16 protein-coding genes and 1 pseudogene are annotated in these 18,933 nt (G+C 47.4%); 6 read left to right on the top strand and 11 right to left on the bottom strand.

Going from position 1 to position 18,933, the window contains the following annotated elements; all coding sequences use genetic code 11:
• Positions 1–25 precede the first annotated feature (25 nt).
• Entirely contained in the window at positions 26–394 is a 369-nt protein-coding gene (locus VST71_06785) for an integrase core domain-containing protein (protein ID MEC4685420.1), read from the top strand.
• Here VST71_06785 and VST71_06790 read toward each other — a convergent pair.
• On the bottom strand, positions 358–549 hold the full coding sequence (locus VST71_06790) for a hypothetical protein (protein MEC4685421.1): 192 nt from the start codon (positions 547–549) through the stop codon (positions 358–360). The two genes, VST71_06785 and VST71_06790, sit on opposite strands and share 37 nt — an antisense overlap.
• A gap of 367 nt (positions 550–916) precedes the next feature.
• Between VST71_06790 and VST71_06795 the strand changes: the two genes are divergently transcribed.
• Positions 917–1,114, top strand: coding sequence for a hypothetical protein (locus tag VST71_06795; GenBank protein MEC4685422.1), 198 nt, complete (start codon positions 917–919; stop codon positions 1,112–1,114).
• Positions 1,115–1,275: 161 nt separating this feature from the next.
• Here the strand turns inward: VST71_06795 and VST71_06800 are convergent, their stop codons facing one another.
• From VST71_06800 to VST71_06845, 10 genes and pseudogenes are all read right to left on the bottom strand, one after another.
• Positions 1,276–1,869: an MjaI family restriction endonuclease gene (locus tag VST71_06800; protein ID MEC4685423.1), complete on the bottom strand. Its 594-nt coding sequence runs from the start codon at positions 1,867–1,869 to the stop codon at positions 1,276–1,278.
• Positions 1,853–3,130, bottom strand: coding sequence for a DNA methyltransferase (locus tag VST71_06805; GenBank protein MEC4685424.1), 1,278 nt, complete (start codon positions 3,128–3,130; stop codon positions 1,853–1,855). The genes VST71_06800 and VST71_06805 overlap by 17 nt, the downstream gene beginning before the upstream one ends.
• Before the next feature lie 449 nt (positions 3,131–3,579).
• Positions 3,580–6,300 carry a DEAD/DEAH box helicase family protein gene (locus VST71_06810; GenBank protein MEC4685425.1) on the bottom strand — a complete coding sequence of 907 codons (2,721 nt, stop codon included), beginning with the start codon at positions 6,298–6,300 and terminating at the stop codon, positions 3,580–3,582.
• Entirely contained in the window at positions 6,297–7,358 is a 1,062-nt protein-coding gene (locus tag VST71_06815; GenBank protein ID MEC4685426.1) for a virulence RhuM family protein, read from the bottom strand. Before VST71_06815 ends, VST71_06810 begins: the two co-directional genes overlap by 4 nt.
• Positions 7,355–9,037, bottom strand: coding sequence for a site-specific DNA-methyltransferase (locus tag VST71_06820; GenBank protein ID MEC4685427.1), 1,683 nt, complete (start codon positions 9,035–9,037; stop codon positions 7,355–7,357). Before VST71_06820 ends, VST71_06815 begins: the two co-directional genes overlap by 4 nt.
• A 12-nt stretch (positions 9,038–9,049) precedes the next feature.
• On the bottom strand, positions 9,050–11,383 hold the full coding sequence (locus VST71_06825) for a S8 family peptidase (protein MEC4685428.1): 2,334 nt from the start codon (positions 11,381–11,383) through the stop codon (positions 9,050–9,052).
• A 6-nt stretch (positions 11,384–11,389) separates the two neighbouring features.
• On the bottom strand, positions 11,390–12,376 hold the full coding sequence (locus VST71_06830; GenBank protein MEC4685429.1) for an ATP-binding protein: 987 nt from the start codon (positions 12,374–12,376) through the stop codon (positions 11,390–11,392).
• A gap of 151 nt (positions 12,377–12,527) precedes the next feature.
• A pseudogene (locus VST71_06835) lies at positions 12,528–13,823 on the bottom strand (DUF2130 domain-containing protein).
• Between the two features lie 690 nt (positions 13,824–14,513).
• Entirely contained in the window at positions 14,514–14,915 is a 402-nt protein-coding gene (locus VST71_06840) for a DUF1284 domain-containing protein (protein ID MEC4685430.1), read from the bottom strand.
• 13 nt (positions 14,916–14,928) lie between these two features.
• The gene (locus VST71_06845) at positions 14,929–15,726 is read right to left on the bottom strand and encodes an HD domain-containing protein (GenBank protein MEC4685431.1); all 798 of its coding nucleotides are present in this window, start codon (positions 15,724–15,726) and stop codon (positions 14,929–14,931) included.
• A gap of 253 nt (positions 15,727–15,979) precedes the next feature.
• On the opposite strand from VST71_06845, the gene VST71_06850 reads away from it, so the two are divergent.
• The 4 genes from VST71_06850 (at position 15,980) to VST71_06865 (ending at position 18,843) form a co-directional block, all read left to right on the top strand.
• Positions 15,980–16,795 (top strand): 4Fe-4S ferredoxin, encoded by an 816-nt coding sequence (locus VST71_06850; GenBank protein ID MEC4685432.1) that lies wholly within the window; start codon positions 15,980–15,982, stop codon positions 16,793–16,795.
• Between the two features lie 74 nt (positions 16,796–16,869).
• Positions 16,870–17,304 (top strand): DUF523 domain-containing protein, encoded by a 435-nt coding sequence (locus tag VST71_06855; protein ID MEC4685433.1) that lies wholly within the window; start codon positions 16,870–16,872, stop codon positions 17,302–17,304.
• A complete protein-coding gene (locus tag VST71_06860) occupies positions 17,291–17,962 on the top strand; it encodes a rhomboid family intramembrane serine protease (protein ID MEC4685434.1) in 672 nt (223 codons plus the stop codon). The genes VST71_06855 and VST71_06860 overlap by 14 nt, the downstream gene beginning before the upstream one ends.
• A gap of 41 nt (positions 17,963–18,003) precedes the next feature.
• A complete protein-coding gene (locus VST71_06865) occupies positions 18,004–18,843 on the top strand; it encodes a zinc-ribbon domain-containing protein (GenBank protein MEC4685435.1) in 840 nt (279 codons plus the stop codon).
• Positions 18,844–18,933 lie beyond the last annotated feature (90 nt).

Raw genomic sequence — 18,933 nt, forward strand, 5'->3', positions numbered from 1 at the left:
TTTTTAGATATTTTGCTCACTTGAAATGCCCCTTTCTTTGGTTATTGCGTTTCCCACGCTTCTTATTTTAACCAATAGATTCGGGGCATTTCTACCTCTTACTGCTTGTTTTTTGTTTTATTGCGCTTCTTTAAGGACTAACGGCAGTACCGAGAGGTTAAATCAAACCCTACTTGATGAGTTTTATAAGGTGAATTTCAGAAAGAAGGTGTATACCTCTTTAGAAGAAATCCAGGCCGACCTGGACCGGTTTCTCCACAGGTACAATACTCAGAGAACCAATCAGGGGAAACGCTGCAACGGTCGCACCCCTATGGAAACATTTACAGAGGGTCTTGACCTTTGCAGGCAATATCTTCATAATGGAGAGGAGGTGATAAAAGAAGCAGCGTAGTCAACAATACCGGAAGGCCGTTTGTAAACGCTTTTAGTGACTACCGCACCTTTGACCCCCTTGGATTGCCCTTTTTTAAAGGCAACTTCACTTTTCATCGCATAATATGCCCTTATCTGCTTAATACACCGCTCAATGCTATCTTTCTTGTTCAACACAATATCATTCCTACGTTATGAAACCTCCCGCTTTTCAATGCTTCCTTCAGATATTTCCTTTTCTTTCATGCGGGTAATATCTCTTTATCAGTCAATCTCATCATAGACTAAGACTTGGTCATGGGCATATAATAAAGCGATTAAGCCTTTATTTGCAATAGGGCAGAGGGGAAAGAGCAAAGCGCATAGAGTATAGCAAAAAATTCAGGATAAGGCTGTCTTAATTGTCAAGATTCAACACTGACATCAGCCTCTACCCTTGGCTAATATCCGGGATTAAAAGTAGCCTGTCCCCTTTTCCTACAAGTTTGGGCGACACTTGTCATCTTCGGTAATACTCGACATTAAGGAGTACGAAAAACTGATGGATTATATTGAGGACCTTGAAGACGTTGTTGCTTATGATCGTGCTAAAAAAGCGGGAGGAGAGACAATACCCTTTGCCGGGGCCTTACCCCGAGCACTTTCTTATAAATTATACCATAAAAAAGAGTCTCAACCGTTAAACAGCTCGATAACCCGCTTGTTTAGAACCCTGAGGGCTGCTGCCCTTGAATCTTGACAAATAATCGTATATCGGGTTCCTTGCCCCCTGTTTATCTGACGAAGTGGATTTGATAGGTGGGATACGGAATTTCAAACAACTTTTGAAAATGCATTCAACTTCGCTGAAGTAATGTGTGCAGTTGACCAGGACACTGCCAACCCGGAATCTCGTGTGTGTCAAGGAGCCAGTTCTTCAATGTCTATAATAATGCCATCTTTTACTTTATTGTAGTAAATTATGTTTACTTTAATATTTTCATTCAACCCTCTTTTGGATTTATAGGACGTGGGCTTAATACTTACCGGTATATTTCCTATAATACCGTCAATTCCTGCGGACTCTTCCTCTGGTGTTGCAAGACGATAGGTTGTCTTCAAAAGAATGGCTACTTTACTTAAAACTGCTTCTTGAAATCTCAGTCCAATAAATGTTTTGACAATTACTAAATCTCTAACCCATTGTCTAATCATCTGCTCATCTATGTTGTTTATCACTTCCTTGAAGTTTTTGATCATCCCGGAAATCTTTCTGGTAGCATTCTCTATAGCTTCAGGATGTTGTGCAAGATACCATCTCTCCCATTCTTCCAGTGTTTTTCCTGTAAACTCCTGTATCAACTCGCTCATTTGTCCAACCACAGCGGGTCTTGTTCCCTGTGCATTCTGATTCGCAAGATTGATAAGTTGTGTTGCATACTTAGGAAATTCAACCGGCTCAGTGCCTAATAAGGTTCTGATGTCATTGTTTGAGATTTTAATTTGCTTCTTCACCAACTGTCCTTTTTTCTATGAATGAGGAAAATTTGTTCTTATATTTAAAATCATATTCTGTATCAATATCACAGAATCCGTGTTTTATCAGGTGAGCATTGATAAAAGTCTTGTTTTTCATATATACATATGCCATCAAGACATTATCGGTGTCGTATTTTACAGAATCGAATCTTAAATAAACCTGTCTCTTTAAAATCTTCCTTGATAAAAATTCCATTGCCTGCTTTTTTCTATAGTTTGGCTTTATACCGAGCAGCCTGACATGAAGACCGTTGGATAATTTGATTAAATCAGGAGCAATTAACTCGGAAACGGTAAAGTATTCTCCATTTTTGTTGCCATTACCTTTATCCTCCATACTGATTTTGGAGCCAAAACTTAACTTTTTGGGATCAACTTTTTTGTCAAATGTAACAGGGTCATGGAAAACATATCCGAGTTTTTCAATTTCTCTTTTCCAATCAACCTCTTTTCTTTTCTGTTCCTTAACAACAAAGTCATATTTATTGTACAGGGGCAGTTCATTATTGCTTATCTTATCTTTAATGACCGGAATAAATTCCTTATTGATTTCATATCCTACGGAACTACGATCAGTCATTATAGCTGCATAACTTGTGGTCCCACTTCCTAAAAAAGGATCCAATACAGTTTCTCCCACAAAGGTGAACATTTCAATCAACCGTTTGGGTAGTTCTGCCGGAAACATAGCGATGTGTTTGTCCTGCCTTACACCGTTGAAATACCAGTGACCTGAAAAATACTCTTTCCATTTCTCCTTGTCTATCCTTGATTGCTCCTTAATCTCCGCAGGCACCGGTGGAGCCTTTCCGGGTTTTTTGAATAACAGAATAAACTCGTAATCTATTTCGATGATTCCGTTTCTTGGAAACGGATACGAACCCATTACACTTGCCCCGCCTGTAGTATTCATTGTTGTCTTCTTCTGCCAGATAATGGCTCCCATATAATCAAAACCAATCGTTTCACAAAATTTAATTATTTCAGTCCTGATTGGAATTACCTTGTAGCGTCCATAATAGACTGATCTTGCAAATTGATCTCCAATATTGATAGCCATCCTGCAGCCAGGATTCAAAACCCTAAAACACTCTTTCCAGACAAGATTGAGATTATTTATATAGTCTTCGTATGAGTCATTAAAGCCGATTTGCTCCTCTGAACCATAGTCTTTCAGTTGCCAGTAAGGAGGGGACGTAACAATTAAATGGGCAGACGAACCTTCTATGTCGTCCATTCTTCTGGAATCACCTATTATACAGACGTGTTTTGTCTTCATCTCTCTCTTACCTATCAAATACCGGGAGAAGTTGCTCCTTAAAAATATCTGCAAATGGCTGCATTTCTAACAATCGACTCCGGAACATAATTGTTTCAAGTTGATATTGAGAATCCCTTGGGTCAGCCCTGAATCCGGACAAACAATCGAATACCAACTGCCTTAAGCCCTTCGTTTATCAGACAAAAACAGGAAATTTATCATCATATAATAAGCGATTAAGCCTTTATTTGCAATAGGGCAGAGGGGAAAGCGCAAAGCGCATAGAGTATAGCGAAAAATTCAGGATAAGGCTGTCTTCATCGTCAGGATTCAACACCGACCTCAGCCTTTACCTTTGGTAAACCCGGGATAAAAAGCAGCCTGTCCCCTTTTTAATCTCTGTGTGGAGAAAACGCGTCACGTCTTCAATCCTTTCCATGGCTGTCGATCGCCTGTCCCTGAGATGTATGGGTACACCCGGCCATCAGGCCGGACAAGCTCATTTGTTCGGATATCCGATCATGAGGAATCAAGAGATACGTCCATGGCTTGCCGCCACAAGTCTTTGCGTGAACTGTTGCATGTTCACACCAGACGGCGGCCGCATCAGCCTTTGACTGGACAACATCGTCTGAAACTTCGGAGGCGCGCTTGGGCTCGCAGAGGAATTTCCCGGCTGTAGTCTCAACGACAAAATCCGGTTCATACGATTCATCGTGGCTGTAGTGAATCCGAAAATCGCCCTTAGCGGGTTTGAACCACTTGAGGATATTTTCATCGTTTTCGAGGATTACCGCAAAACGCCGCTCCGGATCGGAGTCAAACTTCTGTACCGGATACAGACATTTCTGAAAGCCGCCGAAAAGCATCGAACCAATCCGGTTTTTCTCGCCGTCCGGGATCGGAGTCCTGAAGTCACGAACCGCTTGATCCACAACGATCGTGTAGTTATTAGAACGCAAGGTCCGAAAACCCTTGGTAACACGCGCCTCATAGGACGCAGCCGTTTCCGCGAAATGCTCCTGCATTTGGGAGTGGATCAGGTTCACCAGGGCTTGCCGGTGGTATTGCAGCACATTCACAACGTCATCTTCTTCGCTCAGGTAGGAGCGCAGGTGTGCAAGGACCTGAGCAGCCAGCTTGTAAAGTAATGCCGCGTGGTCGTCATAACTGATATCATTGAAATCGATCAACCCGCTCACCAGGTAATCTTCCGGCCGCCTCTCCTCGACCACACCTGATCCATCGTGTAGCCTGTACCTTTGCATGTCATGCAGGTGCTGGATTAGAATGTCCTGCGCTACGGGTTGCTGGTTGATGTTCCTGGTGTCCAGATCGAAATCTTTGTATCCGGCTATCACCTTGCCTTTAGGCACTACCACAATTTTCGGAATGTCAATGGACATTTTCTGATATAACTCCACGGTTTTCTTCACGACATTTGAGACGGTATCTTTGCCGAGACTGTCATACAGGAGTCCAAGCCCGGGCCGGGCGATCTCCTCAACCTTCCTGATGATTTCCTCCTGGGTCTCCGCATCCTGAAGTTGCCTGCTGCTGCTCAGTCCTTCAAATTGCCGGATAACCTGAAACGTTGCCTTAGCCACTTCATGCTCTTCCGGTTTCTCGAAGAGGCTGCGTTCCGGAGTCTTCTCTTTTTCTCCAGCCTTCTGCGGAGATGCAGAGATGATTTTCACAAACTCGGGTTCGACGATCACCGCCTTCTTACCCGCCTCAGGGATATCCTTTCCAATGACCACGCCGGTACGAATGATCGAGTCAGGATCGTTGGCGTGATCAATAATCTCCTGAAACCTGTCGTGTGATACGATGGTCAGTCGATCCACAGCCGGAACTCCCACCCGTTTGCCATAGGGCAAACGCAGCCCCCGGCCGATGGACTGCTCCACCAGGGTCCGGGAGTTTGCTGCACGCAACGGAACAATGGTATAGAGATTCGTAACGTCCCAGCCCTCTTTGAGCATATTGACGTGGATAACGACCTCGACCGGATTTGCCGGATTTTCAACGTTCAGCAACTGCTCGACGACCTCGTCTTTTTCTTCGCCGCGCATGTTCGAGTGGACGGTGATCACCTTGCTCTTATATCTCCCCTCGAAAAACTCGTTAGCTTCCATAACTTTATGCAACATATCGGCGTGCATTGTGTCCTGGGCAACAACCAGCATGAACGGCTTGACGATCGGCTGGTCATTGTTTCGGGCGTACACCTCCAGCTCAACCTTCGTGTTCTCGTGAATCCGAACACCGTCTTCAAGCTTGATCTTCTCCAGGCCTTCAACCGAATAGTTTGCGGCATCGAAGTTCTCCCGTGTGGCCACCGCCGGTTCCTTCACGAAGCCATCGGTCATCGCACTGCTCAGGGGATAACTGTAAATCACATTCTTAAAAGGCTCGGAGCGCCTGCCTTGCTCCACCTGTGGCGTGGCGGTCAATTCCAACCCAAGAATGGGCTTCAACTCGTTTATCGCTCGCACTCCAGCGCTGGCACGGTAGCGATGCGATTCATCCATCAGCATCACCAGGTCGTCCAGCCCGGCAAGGTAATCGAAATAACTCTGTCCGATGTACTCGCTCAAACGCTTGATTCTCGGGCTCTTGCCGCCGCGTACTTCACTGTTGATCTTCGAGATATTGAAGATGTTGACATGAATGGAATCATGATTCCCGAAAAAATCAGATCCTCTGAGACCGCGTCCGCTCTCGTAGTTATCTCCGGTGATGATCTCCGGCGGGTTGACCGCAAACTCGGAGATGCCCTGAAAAACATACTTCGGCGTGTTTGGCGTGAAATCGGCAATCAGCTTATTGTAGATTGTCAGGTTCGGGGCAAGCACAAAGAAATGACGGATGCCCTCGCTCAGGCACAGGTAGCTGATAAAAGCACCCATCAGCCGTGTCTTACCGACCCCCGTGGCAAGGGCAAAGCAGAGGGAAGGGAAATCACGCTCGAAGGCTTCTATGGTCGGAAATTCGGGTTTGATCGTTTCCAGGGCCTTGGTGGTATCGCCGTTTTTCTCAAGGGAGATAATTTCGCACACACGGGCCAGAATCTCCAGCGAATCCCGCTGCGGAGAACGCAGGCTCAGGCGGTTGCTGATGGCGTTGACGTGTTGAATGCTCATTTTGAACCATCCTTTTGTTTTAATTCCTTGGCAGCTTTCTCCAGTTGTTTGATGGTTTCTGCTTCGCCGATAGATTCTTTGTATGCACGACGACGAATTTCAAACCGATCGTATTCCGCTTTTGCGTGTCTTTCGGCAACCCGCTTGCTCACCTTGCCCGCATTGGGAAGCACATTACGGTCATTAAAGCGTAAAAACTCATCAAGTTTTTGCTCCCAATCTTTCATAAAAACCTGCTTGCGTCGTTTGGCCTGATCTTCAGCAAAATCCAGCCACATCACCACAATTCGGTTCAGCTCGTCTATTTCCTCTTCATTAAGGTAGTTTTTGGCTGTGGTGACATCGGTTTTGCGTACTTCTCCCACCTTCCAACTGGTGAGGCCCATATTAGGGAACAGATGATCAGCGCGTGACTGAATCAGTTCGGAGGCGGTCATACCGGTAGCGGCAAAATGAAGCTTGTTCTGAATGATGCTGAAGAACTTTGTGGTTTCGTTCCATGACGGATCATAATCGCCCGCCATGGCGAATATTTCTTTCACCCGCAAATACATCCTCCGTTCGCTGGCGCGAATGTCACGAATACGGGCCAGCATCTCATCGAAATAGTCGGGAACAGCGGAACCCTTGACCGGCGGATTTTTCAGCCGCTCATCGTCCATGACAAAGCCCTTGATAATGTACTCTTTCAACTGCTGGGTGGCCCATATCCGAAAGCGGGTGGCAATCAAGCTTTTCACCCGGTAGCCCACCGAAATAATCATGTCCAGATTGTAAAAATCCAGCTCACGCCGAACATTCCGCTTCCCCTCCCGGCGAACCGACAAGAATTTCTTGTGAGTTGCCTCCGGGGTGAGTTCCCCTTCCTCAAAGACATTCCGAATATGCTGGCTGATATTCTGCTGGGTGGTTTGAAACAACTCAGCCATCAAGGGCTGTGTCAGCCAAACGGTTTCATCCTGTAGCTGCACATCAAGCCTCACTTGCCCGTCCTCGGCTTGATAGATAAGGACTTCCCCTGTCGGGCCACCTTTTTCGTGATTTTCGTACTTGCTCATTGGTCACCTTCCATGTCAAACAGCGCGGTCTGGTCCGCTTTACCCTTACCAAACTTCCGCAGAGGCTTCACAGATGTTTCCTCTTCAACATTCCGAACCGGAAGGTTCTCAACCTCCAGGCTGTAATCGTCATGGCCCCACTCGCATTTCTTCAAAACCGCCTTGGGTATCTTCTTGATGGTAAGGTTGGGAAAGCGGCTCGGGTCACACCGGAAGGCAGAGCAGCAGATGAGCAGGCTGCGCTCCGGCCCGACCTCATCGCTGAGACGGACCAGCATATCCCTGCTCATAAACTGAGTCGTCACGTAAAGAAAATCCGTCTCCGTGCTCTTGCCGTGAATCCAGTAGACATCCTCACTGGGTGCGTACTCAAAGCCCTCCAGCTTGCACATGGCCTCGGCCAGCATGGCTGCGTTGAAGTCGGAATTGATGACCGGGTTACCCCATTTGTCTTTGACGATAAGCGACGGCCCCAACCGGTAGTAACGGAAACCGCCGCCGCCTTTCCAATTGACGGCCTTAGTGATGCCGCCGGGATCTTCGCCGTCGATAACTTTTTTCAGGCGGGGAATGATGTGGGTGTGACAGTGTTCTCCCAACTCCACCATGATCCAACGTCGGCCCATCTTGTGGGCGACTGCGCCTGTCGTGCCGGAACCCGCAAATGAATCTATCACCAAATCACCTGGATTCGATGCTATTTCGATTATCCGGCCTATTAGTCTTTCAGGCTTTGGGGTATTGAAGGGTTCTTTTTCCGGGAATAACGCTAACTGCTCTTTCTTAGCCTCCTGATTGTTTCCGCTACTCGTATGATCCCACCATGAATCAGGCACGATGCCCTGCTGAACTTCGCTCAGGAATACCTTAATCCGAGGCGTTCTGTCTCCTTTCGCTCCAAACCACAGTCGATTTTCCGCTATCAACGCCTCAGTACGGTCCGGCAAACCGTTCCAATGCCGTCCCTGTGGTGGATTGGCTTCACCGCCTGCAGGTTTTGCAATTGGATATCGATAAGCTATCCGACGCTCTGCGTCTTCTGATTGAACAGAATAGGCCACACTCTGCCATGGCCCCCTAGGATCATTGTCAGGATTTTTGAAAGCTTTAGTCTGGTCTTCTGATCTGGAGAGTAAGTTCCTTTTCCATTTCCCAAACTCTTTGGCATATACAAGAATAGTATCATGGCTACTAGAAATTAAAGCCTTGTTCTTCCGCGCAAACACCTTCTGCCATATGACACTTGAAACGAAATTCACTCGCCCAAAGATTTCATCAAGCACTATTTTGCAGTAATGAACCTCGTTATCATCCAACTGTAGCCACAGCGATCCATCCATAGAAAGCAGACGATGCAAAAGTTCAAGGCGATCACGCATTAACGTTAGCCATAGCGAATGCTCAACACCATCATCGTAGTGTTCAAAAGCACTGCCTGTGTTGTAAGGAGGGTCTACATAGATACACTTAACATTGCCCGCAAACTCTTGCTCCAACGCCTTGAGCGCCAGCAGATTGTCGCCGAAGATCAGCCTGTTGTCGAAGATGTCGTTTTCACTATGACGTTGAGCCGCGTGGTAGGACTTCTCCTGGTCCTCGATCAGGATGCGAGGCTCCAGCTTGGGCCGAACATTCTTTCCGATCCAGGTTAATTCTAATTTTATTTTTTTCTTTGACATTACTGGTATCTTTTATCGCTGAACACGTGCACGTACTCGCTCCTGCAAGCGGTTGCGAAGTTGCGTGAAAAGTCGGGCGCTTTCGTTTTCTCGGTCACGAAAACACACTACAAGTGCATACGGCTCTTCTATGTTTGTCAATCCTTCACCCCACGGTTGGTCGCTACGAGTAACGATCACAAACAAGCGCTGATTACGGAGTTTTGATCGGGCATTAAGTTGTCTGAAACACCATGTAGCATTTTGCACGGTGCCCTTGGATCGTATAGTCGACCCCAGGCTTGCGCCCGATAACTCCGGGATACTCTTGTATTCATCTTTAGGAGTAGCTCTGTTGAACATTTGTGTAACCTGATCTAAGTCTGTCGCTGTCACTAACCGGAATTCGATACGCGATGCCTTATAATCGATACGCGTGGATCGCACAGGCGGCAAATAAGCCAGCGCCACAGTAAGTTCACGCTCCCGTCGGCCTGAAGTGATGAAATCATCTGGCACAGGAACTTCATAGAAATGGTGCCGTTTATCTCTGAGTGTATCCTCGGCAATCAGTGTGACATCGTTTTCAATCGAGCGGAGCAATGCACGATCATCTACCTGACCATAGCCACATATTTGCCTGAGTTTATCAGCATCGGGTAACAGGTTGGTGCAAGACGCAGGGATTACAGCATGTGATACCAGTAAGGCCCTAACAAGATTTACCCCGGATTCGGGGTTTTCTTTGAGTAGCCGTGCACATAGGTATGCAATATGCGGAGCAGCAAAACTGGTTCCACACTCTTCGCCGAACAATCGCCCTACCGCAAACTCCCTATTTGTCGATAACTCCCCCAGGCCTTGTTCAACAATACGAAAACCAGCGCGAGTGCTGACCGCCCAATTACCACCATACGCAACCAATTCCGGTTTAATAGCGCCTGCCAGTGATGGACCACGACGGGTAAAGGGCGACGGTTGATTATGTAACGCGATTGGCACCTCCGCGGGATCATCGGGATAGCGCTGGCTGTTGAAATCCCTGTCCCAGCGCGCAAGACTGCCTACAGTCAGAACATTCAGCGCCGTTGCCGGATCGATAAGTGACCAGTCATCATTGGTTAGATAGTCAGGGTACCCATTCCTCCAGTCCTGACCGTTTTGCTGATTCGGTGATACATTCCCTGCCGGAACAACAAAGACCACACCGAGTTCTCGTGACAAGCTATCCAGTGTAACCGCCAGACCCCGAACATGTCCTTGACGATAGGGTTTGCGAAGATCACCGAAAGAAAGATTGAATATCCGGCAACCATACTCCTGATTAAAGTACCTGACCGCTTCGTTTATGTGGTTTTCTACAAACCCGGTCTCGTTGACATTATCATCATCGAGAATGCGAGCGCTGAACAGGCGGAACTGGGGTATGAAAGCCCCGGTACGCAGGGTTTCCTCGACATCCCCATAAAGCGCCAATCCCGCGATATGTGTACCATGCCCGGTTCCATCTGCATCGGGCATACCGGGTATAAAACTCTGCGCTTCACCCATTGCCGGCCCCAGCAGGGGATGGCCAGTTGCAACGCCACTATCAAGGATCGTTATGCCCGGAGCATTATCAGGAGGCTGGGGAACTGGTGGCAAATCAGAGATCTCAGTGCCAAATAAGTCCATATCCAGGCCATAACGCGGCGGTAAATCGACAGTACGCACATCCCGGTGATGCAATAGTAGATCGGCTTGTTTCCTGTTAACGCGAAGACGGTTGAGCAGCAGGCCGGGTTGATTTACAGAATCGAGCTGCTCTATCCCGTTTTGCTGCAACCAGCCCTCAAATGCCTGTCGTAATTTACCGCTTTCAGCCTGCGTAGCCAATGGCCACAACTCAACATCTATCACAAATTCTTCGGTATCGGGAAATCCTTCCTGCGTTAGCGCCCAGCCGCTACGGTCTTCAGCCTTCCATCCATCAACACCTTGCAGGGCATAGATGAAAGTTCGGTTGGTCGGTTTTCCACCTTCTGCCAGAGTGCTCAAACGGGCTTCGAACTCTTCAACAGCCGCTTCACTTGCAAAAGCCAGGATGATTGTTTTCTCTTCCTGACTTATCAATTCGATACCGCGTGCAAGGCGTCGAATGTCATCCGGGTTAAATCCCGGCTGCACTTCGAAACGGAACAATCTGCGCTCATCGAACCCACCAATATCTTCTTCCGCTTGTTCCTGTGCTATATGGAAAGAGTCCTGAAGCTTATGTGCGTGCTCCAGAGGATCTTCGGGGACCTTAAACCTGGGTGGTGGTTTAGACCTACGCTTATTGATCGGTTCTTCACGAGAAATTCTCAAGTGAGGATAATTTTCATCCATGAATGATTACGCTCCTGCTACACGCTGGCGCCGTGCACCCTCACGAATAACGGCCGCTTTTATGTGCCGCTCACACAGAAACTCATGTTTAGCCAGCACCATATCTTTTATTGCGCGACGCAGGACCCGCTCAATATCTGCGTGGCTCGTGCCCTTGAATAGTTCAAGCAATTTAGTGGACTCCAACTCGAAATCACGGCGCACCCCGCGAAGTTTTATTTCCACCAAACAACGGATCTGCTCCATATTGGGAAGGTCGAATACAAGTACTTCTTCAAATCTGCGCCATACCGCCGAATCCAGAATTCCTTCATGGTTAGTAGCAGCAATCAGTATGCTCTGCCCTTGGTAATCATCCATCATTTGCAAGACCGAATTGACAACACGCTTGAGTTCACCATGCTCTGCACTGTCGGAGCGCTCCTTAGCGACTGCATCAAACTCATCAAACAGCATGACCATGGGCATAGTGGAAGCAAAATCAAAGACTTTGCGGAGGTTTGCCGCTGTTTCGCCTAAATAAGATGAAACAACACTGTCAATCCTCACAACGGCCAGTGGCCTTCCAAGTTCGCTGGCCAGAATTTCCGAGGTCAAAGTCTTGCCGCATCCCGGTGGGCCACAGAAAAGTAATCTATCCGCAGGTTCCAACCCATAACTGCGTAGTAAATCCTCGTGATGATGCTCCGCAAGAATCTCGTCAAACTGAGCACGATTTTCTTCTGACAAAACGACATCTTCCAACCTGCGTGTCGGCTCCTTCATCGCAAGCAAGGGCAAGCCGCGTTCCTTGTCGGACGGGACGTTGTTTTCTCCAATATTGCGGTAGGGTCGTGGCCGACCGTAGAGTATCTTTTCCAGATCATTCGCCAATAGATGATGCTGTTTGGCGCGCTCCTCCCGGATGACCTCTTCCGAAACGCTGCGGAATGCGTTCAAATTGCCCTCCGCACCTGATTTTATTAACTGTCTCAATAACTTGCCACTCGCCATAGCTCACCTCCTCACGCCATTTTTAACCTTATTGAATTATAACCCAACATACCCCAATATGTTCACGCATGGTCTTTTCTCTGTACATAAAAAAACACCGATTTGTGCGTATCCCTAAAGCATAGGTTCGGAATCCTTCGTATCCTGATTATTAGCCATTATGTCGATCCTCCTCGCTGCTATCCGGTCCCTCTATCAAGGTAAGCCCCTCAATCTCCTGCAACGTCTTTCCCGCAATGCCCTGCAAATCCCCATACATCCCGACCGTTGCCTGCATTACTCGATTGATCTGCTCGTCCCGCTTGGCCCATTGTTTCATGATGGCCTTTCTTTCCTTGTCGAGATCTCCCTGCATGGTGGAAAACGCCTCGACAATGGCTTCCACGCGCTGACGGAAGCGCGGACCGGTGAGATACTGGTAGATCATTTCCGTTTTGGTTTGTTGGCCTTCATTGGACTTCCGGGCCAATGCCACCTCGATCAGAGACTGGCGCAGGATTGCCGCCACGGGTAACGTAGAACGTGGGTGAGTCACCCAGACACCGTCTATTGTTTCAAACGTCTCCACATCTTTCGGCAATGCCTAGCTGATGATAACGGCAATTTCAGCTTTTGCAGTGCGCTGATCCTTGCGCAGTTTTGGTAACCAGGTATCGCTCCAGTTTTTGGTGCGCTTGGATTCCCACAGGATCGTACCGCTGTGCTGTCCGTTTGCACCGACAACCCGTTGAACGACATCGCCGCCGAATTCACCCTTTGGGACCGGTTCGATGGTGTCGAACGGAAACTTGCTGCGCAACAGGTCCTCAAGCTCCAGTTCCTGCACTTCACCCTGTAATTGCTGCGAACCTTGTTCTGCGCGATGTTTGAGCTCTTCAATCTTTTTCTGCATAGAAGCAATGGTCTGGTCTTTCTCCGCGACCTTTAATTTCAGTCCTTCTTCGGCCTCTTTTTTCGCCTGCTCGCGGGTTGCCGTCAAGCCTTCCTGCACACGTTTTTCGATGGTCAAATCCATTTCACGTTTGGCATCATCCAGCTCTCGTTGTTTCCTGATCAGCTCGGCCTGTGCTTTTTGTGCTTCCGCGAGCTTCTCGTTGCGGATTTTAAGCACCTCCTCCAAATCGGCCAATTCTCGTGTCTTTTGTTCCAGGTCAGTTGATACCGCCAGTTTGGCCTTCCTGGCCTCTTCGGTTGAAATTCTTGCGCGATCCTTTTTCAACTGCTCTTCAACCTGGCCGGCTATCTTCTCATCAAGCTTGTTTTTGGTCTCGTCTAACTGTTTTTCCTTTTCACGAATGGCCTGTTCACGTTGAGCAATATCGCTGTCTTTCTGCGCGAGTTGCTGCTTGAACTGCCGGCGGGTGGACTCAATCAGAGGAGCGGCCAGAGACTCGGTGAGCTTGATCTCCGTTTTGCAGTTGGGGCAGATGATTGTTGGTTCCGTCATAGCAACTTCTGGACTTTCATTGCATTTATGATCTCATACCTGTCGCCAAAAAGGATATTCTTGGCACATTCCAGATTGATTCGGCAGCAGTCAGCGTTGCTGGGTAGAGGAAAGGTCATCTTGTGCATGAAATACCTCCTATTCTTCTTAAATGAATCACTTTTCACAGCAACTGTTTTTTAAGTCCTCTGTGGATTTTACTCATCATTCACTAATGCCTGCCCGGTAGAGCGTTTGAACTCGACACGCTCGGACTCGCCGCCGAAAACCGGGTCTTTCAGTTCATGGACATTCATACGTTTCTATCCGTATTCGGAGTCATTATCCATCCCGGACATCTCTCCCTTGTGTGCACAACTACCCCATCATGCACAAATTCTCCCGCACTTGCTTATTCTGTTTGAGTAAACAGTTTATAATACCTTAAGTTGAGGGGTTAATAGAAAGAACAAAGGAAAGGAACACACCCCTGCACCCCTCTTGATAGAGGGGAAAATACAGGCCTTGCAGATAAAGGGCGGAACGAGGTAAGGGGCGGTCTGCAAGATAGTGAAAAACAGTTATGAGAAAGCAGGAAGTGTGCAACTCCCCTAAAAAGAGGGATCAGGGGGTGTGTGAAGGGGCAGGAGATATGTAAGATGGGATGAACAGTAAACCAAACGCATGATTAAAAAAACACAAGACCAGCCTTTATAAATTCCGCTTTAACTCCTTAAACAACTTGTCCTTTTCACACGCTCCTCTCCAGTCACATTCTGTACAGTATAAAGAAAACCATACCGGAAATATTCCGGGCATCTTTCCCCTGAGAGTCTGCCATTTGATCCTGCTGCCGGGTGAAAGGCCGAGGAGTTCGAGTGCCTTTGAATCCATATCCCGAATCTCTTTATCGGCGTTCCCGTTATACTCACACCTGCCCTCTTTAAGCCAGGGACAGTGCGTGCATATATCGTCAGCGCCGGAGGAAACCGTGATCTCTTCCTTATCCGTAAGGCTTAGTGTTTCCTTTAGATTCTCGATAAATGCCTCATCGTATCCCTCTCCGTGGAAGAAGCGGAGACAGATGAGGTGGTGTCCTCTCAGTATCGGCATGGGAGCTCTGATATTATTTGATCCTGGATAATGCAAATTCCTGTAAAAAGACGGATAACCTGCTGATGCTTTCCGTCTGTGGCAGGTGTGCGATTATCCTTTTTATATATCCCCTGTCCAATAGCAGGGCGTATGAAGTCCTGAAGTGGAGATCGTATATCCATGAAAGCTGTACAAGCTTGTAATCATTCAGCGACTTGACCTTTGACAGGGGCACCACCTGCTTTCTCAAAAGATATGAAAAGACTTCTTCTGAATATCCGGGCAGTTCAGGCAATCCGATACCTGCTGCCGATGCCCTTTCGGTTTCACTGCTTTCAAAGTACTCAATAAAGACCCGCCAGATGTCCAGTTTGTCTGCATCACGTATTAATTTTAAAAAAAACTCCTTTTCAGGGTTTTTCAACTTCGGAATTGCAAAGGCATTATGAAACTTCACGGCATCTGTAATAATCTCCTGCTCATCCGAAGGAAATTCTTTAAGAAGCCCCTTGCTGGTGATAATCCTTGCCCCAAGCTCAGCATGATTTACCGAGATGCGGTCATTAAATGTCTTGTACTGCGCATACTGTGGAAATCTACCTACATCATGCAGAAGGGCTATAACCTCGGCCACCGGGATACTTGTTTGACCTTGCCTTTCCTCCCTTGCTATCTCTGTAATATTCCTGCATACCTTATACGTATGCCTGATCTTGAGTGAGATATTTTTCCGGTCTTCTTCATTGGAGGTGTAAAATGACCGCGCAAAACGGGAAAACCACTTTCTTAAAGCAGTCAGCCGGGCTGTTGGTGAATGTAGATCAATCATGATATTACACTTCAGAGCCGGGCCATTGCCGTGTCAAGGAGATAGTATGCCTGCTCTATGCTCTCCCATCCCGTCAAGTTGTCTCTCTGGTGACCTGTTACAAAAACATGTGGTTTAAAACTTAATAAGAATAACACAGAATGAAAACAGTTTCAATTTTTCAGATTTTTTTCCGAAATATTTTCTGAAGAGTCTTTTATATTATAATAACTACCTTAAGGTCATCACAACAAAGACGGGTGAGGATTCAAGCATGTGTGAATTTTGCACAAGACACGGGGAAGGTAAAAAGTGGTATGAAAATATCACCAATTATACCGAAGAAGTCTTTTACGAGGTCAATTCCGAAGAGAACCTGAAGAACTTCCTGACAAATCTGCCTCACTCCATGAGGGCAGGTGTGGAGAGGGCTCATAAGTGGAAAAAACGCCTTCCCCGTATTTACAGGCTTATCGCCTATCCCCTTGTTTCAGGGCATTTAAGGAAGACCCATTTCGGACAGATTGTCCCCATCGAAGATATTGAAACCATACTTGCTAATTTCAATTCCGCTGTAAGGCTGCCCTGTGTGTGCCGGAAGGTTACCAGGGGGGAGGACAGGAGGTATTGTTTCGGCATCGGTATGGACCTGACGCTGGTATTTAAAGATGTGCCTGATTTCAGCGATTTTGACAGGGTGTCAATAAGAGAAGCCCTGGAATCCATAAGACATCTCGACGTTGAAGGCATGGCGCATAGTGTCTGGACATTTAACACACCCTTTATCGGCGCTATATGCAACTGTGACAGGGATTGTATGGCCTACAGGTTTCAGGTGGACCTGGGAATCGGCAAGGCCATGTGGAAGGGTGAGTATATTGCAGATATCGATCCCCTGAAATGCAGTGGCTGCAGGGAATGCATCGGCAGGTGCTATTTTGATGCCATCACCTATGACGGAAAAAAGAAGAAATGTTCTGTTAATCTGATGAATTGCTATGGATGTGGAATATGCAGGGTTGCATGCAGACACGATGCTATCACCTTGCTTGACAGGACGGGTATTTCTCAGGTTGCAAATGAGTGGTAACCCTGTTGAATGTCCTGCCCTGAGGCCGCAGCATATCCCCGTAAAAACAGAGAGATTTAGGATATAATTATCGTATGATTATTGTAAGCGCCTGCCTTGCAGGCTTGAATACAAGGTATGACGGAGGCAATCAGGCCGATGAACGGGTAATCGCCCTCCTGAAGGCCGGCATGGCCATCCCTGTCTGTCCCGAACAGCTCGGGGGCCTTCCCACCCCGAGACCAAAGGCGGAAATTCAGGACGGGAACGGCCATGATGTGCTCTCAAAAAATGCCGTAGTCCTGGCTGAGGATGGCACAGACCTGACGGAACAATTTATTAAAGGCGCCTCCGAAGTGCTTAAACTGGCAGAGACGATGAATGTCCAGGAGGCCATACTGAAGGATGGAAGCCCCTCCTGTGGCGTAAATCATATAAAGAGAAAGGGGGAAGAGACCGTTGGCATGGGGGTACTAACAGCGCTCTTCAGTCTCAACGGGCTAAAGGTCAGAAGTAATGATTCCCTTTAAGGACGAAAATCCCACCCGCACATTCCCTTTCTTCACGATTACCATAATAGTCCTGAACGTCCTGGTATTTTTCGTGGAGATATTTCATCCCTCCGGCATGAAAGCGCTGGTCTATAAATACGGTGCCATCCCGCAAAACCTGCTCTCCATGAGTGACAACCAGCATGTACCCGCAATACTGACCATCTTCACCTCCATGTTTATGCACGGGGGATTGCTCCATATCTCGGGAAACATGCTGTATCTGTGGATTTTCGGAAATAATATCGAGGACAGGCTTGGACATTTCAGGTTCCTTCTCTTCTATATGCTGAGTGGAATTGTTGCAGTCTATGCCAATGCCATTGCATCGCCTGGCTCCCAGATTCCGATGATAGGGGCAAGCGGGGCGGTATCAGGAATCCTCGGCGCATATCTGTTGCTTTATCCCCAGGCAAGAGTGCATACTCTAATATTCTTTGGATTTTTTATCCAGATTATCAGGGTACCAGCCCTTATTGTTATAGGGTTATGGGGGGTTATTCAGGTAATCAGCGGCATCATAAGTAAAGGACAGGCGGCACAGGGGGGAGTTGCATGGTTTGCCCATATTGGGGGGTTCCTCTTCGGACTCCTGACAATATACCTCTGGGTACCTGAAAAAAGACGAAGATCTTAGCTTAGTTGCAGGAGGCCCTACTCCTGTGAAGGAGGTAAAACATGGTAGTAATATGCCCCAAGTGCAGGACAAAATTGAAGATTTCAGATGAAAAGGTATCCCCGGACGGCAGCAGGTTTCGCTGTCCGAAGTGTAGCAGTGTGCTCCTGGTCAGGAAGCCGCAGAAAAAGGCAACGGAAATCAACAAAAACCTTGTAATGGTAGCCCATTCTGACGAGGCCGTTGCAGAAAAGGCCGCAAACCTCCTTCGTGCAGAGGGGTATGATGTTATCACTGTCAGGGATGGCATTGAGGCCATGGTCACAGCCCTGAACAGACTCCCCTTTATTGCGATTATTGACGTTGCCCTTCCAAAGATATACGGGTTTGAGGTATGCAGGAAGCTCAAGGGCAGGCCGGAGACAGAGGATATCGGGATTATCCTTGTGCCCAGCGTATATGACAAGAGCAAGTACAAGCGCCCGCCATCCACACTTTATGGTGCTGACGACTATATAGAAGAAGATGAAATCGAGGAAAATCTTATAAGGAAGATTAACAACCTGAAGAAAGAGAAGCCAGGGGCAGAGGAACAGGTCTCTTCACCAATGACGGAAAAAACGGAATCTCCGTCAGCGACAAAACCACTGTCTGACGAAGGGATTGAGAGGGCAAGGAGATTTGTTCGCACAGTCCTTTCCGACATCTTTATTTACAATCCCGAGAGGGTTAACGAGGCCATCGGGTCAGGGACCTTCCGGGAGGTCTTTAAATCTCAACTCACGGAGGGGGTTAAGCTTTATCAGATGAGGATAGCTCAGGAAGTCAGGGATAAAGGTGACTTTTTCCAGGAGGAGATAGAAGAGTTTATAGAAAGGAAGAAAAAAGAACTGGAAGGTTAAAAATCCGATATCAGGAGCTTTTTCCTGGAATTTCGAGATATTCAGCATTCAAGAGGAATATTTTACCTTATGTGCCCTTGCCTATTAAGT

This window comes from Nitrospirota bacterium, from assembly GCA_035873375.1.
GTDB lineage: Bacteria > Nitrospirota > Thermodesulfovibrionia > Thermodesulfovibrionales > JdFR-85 > BMS3Bbin07.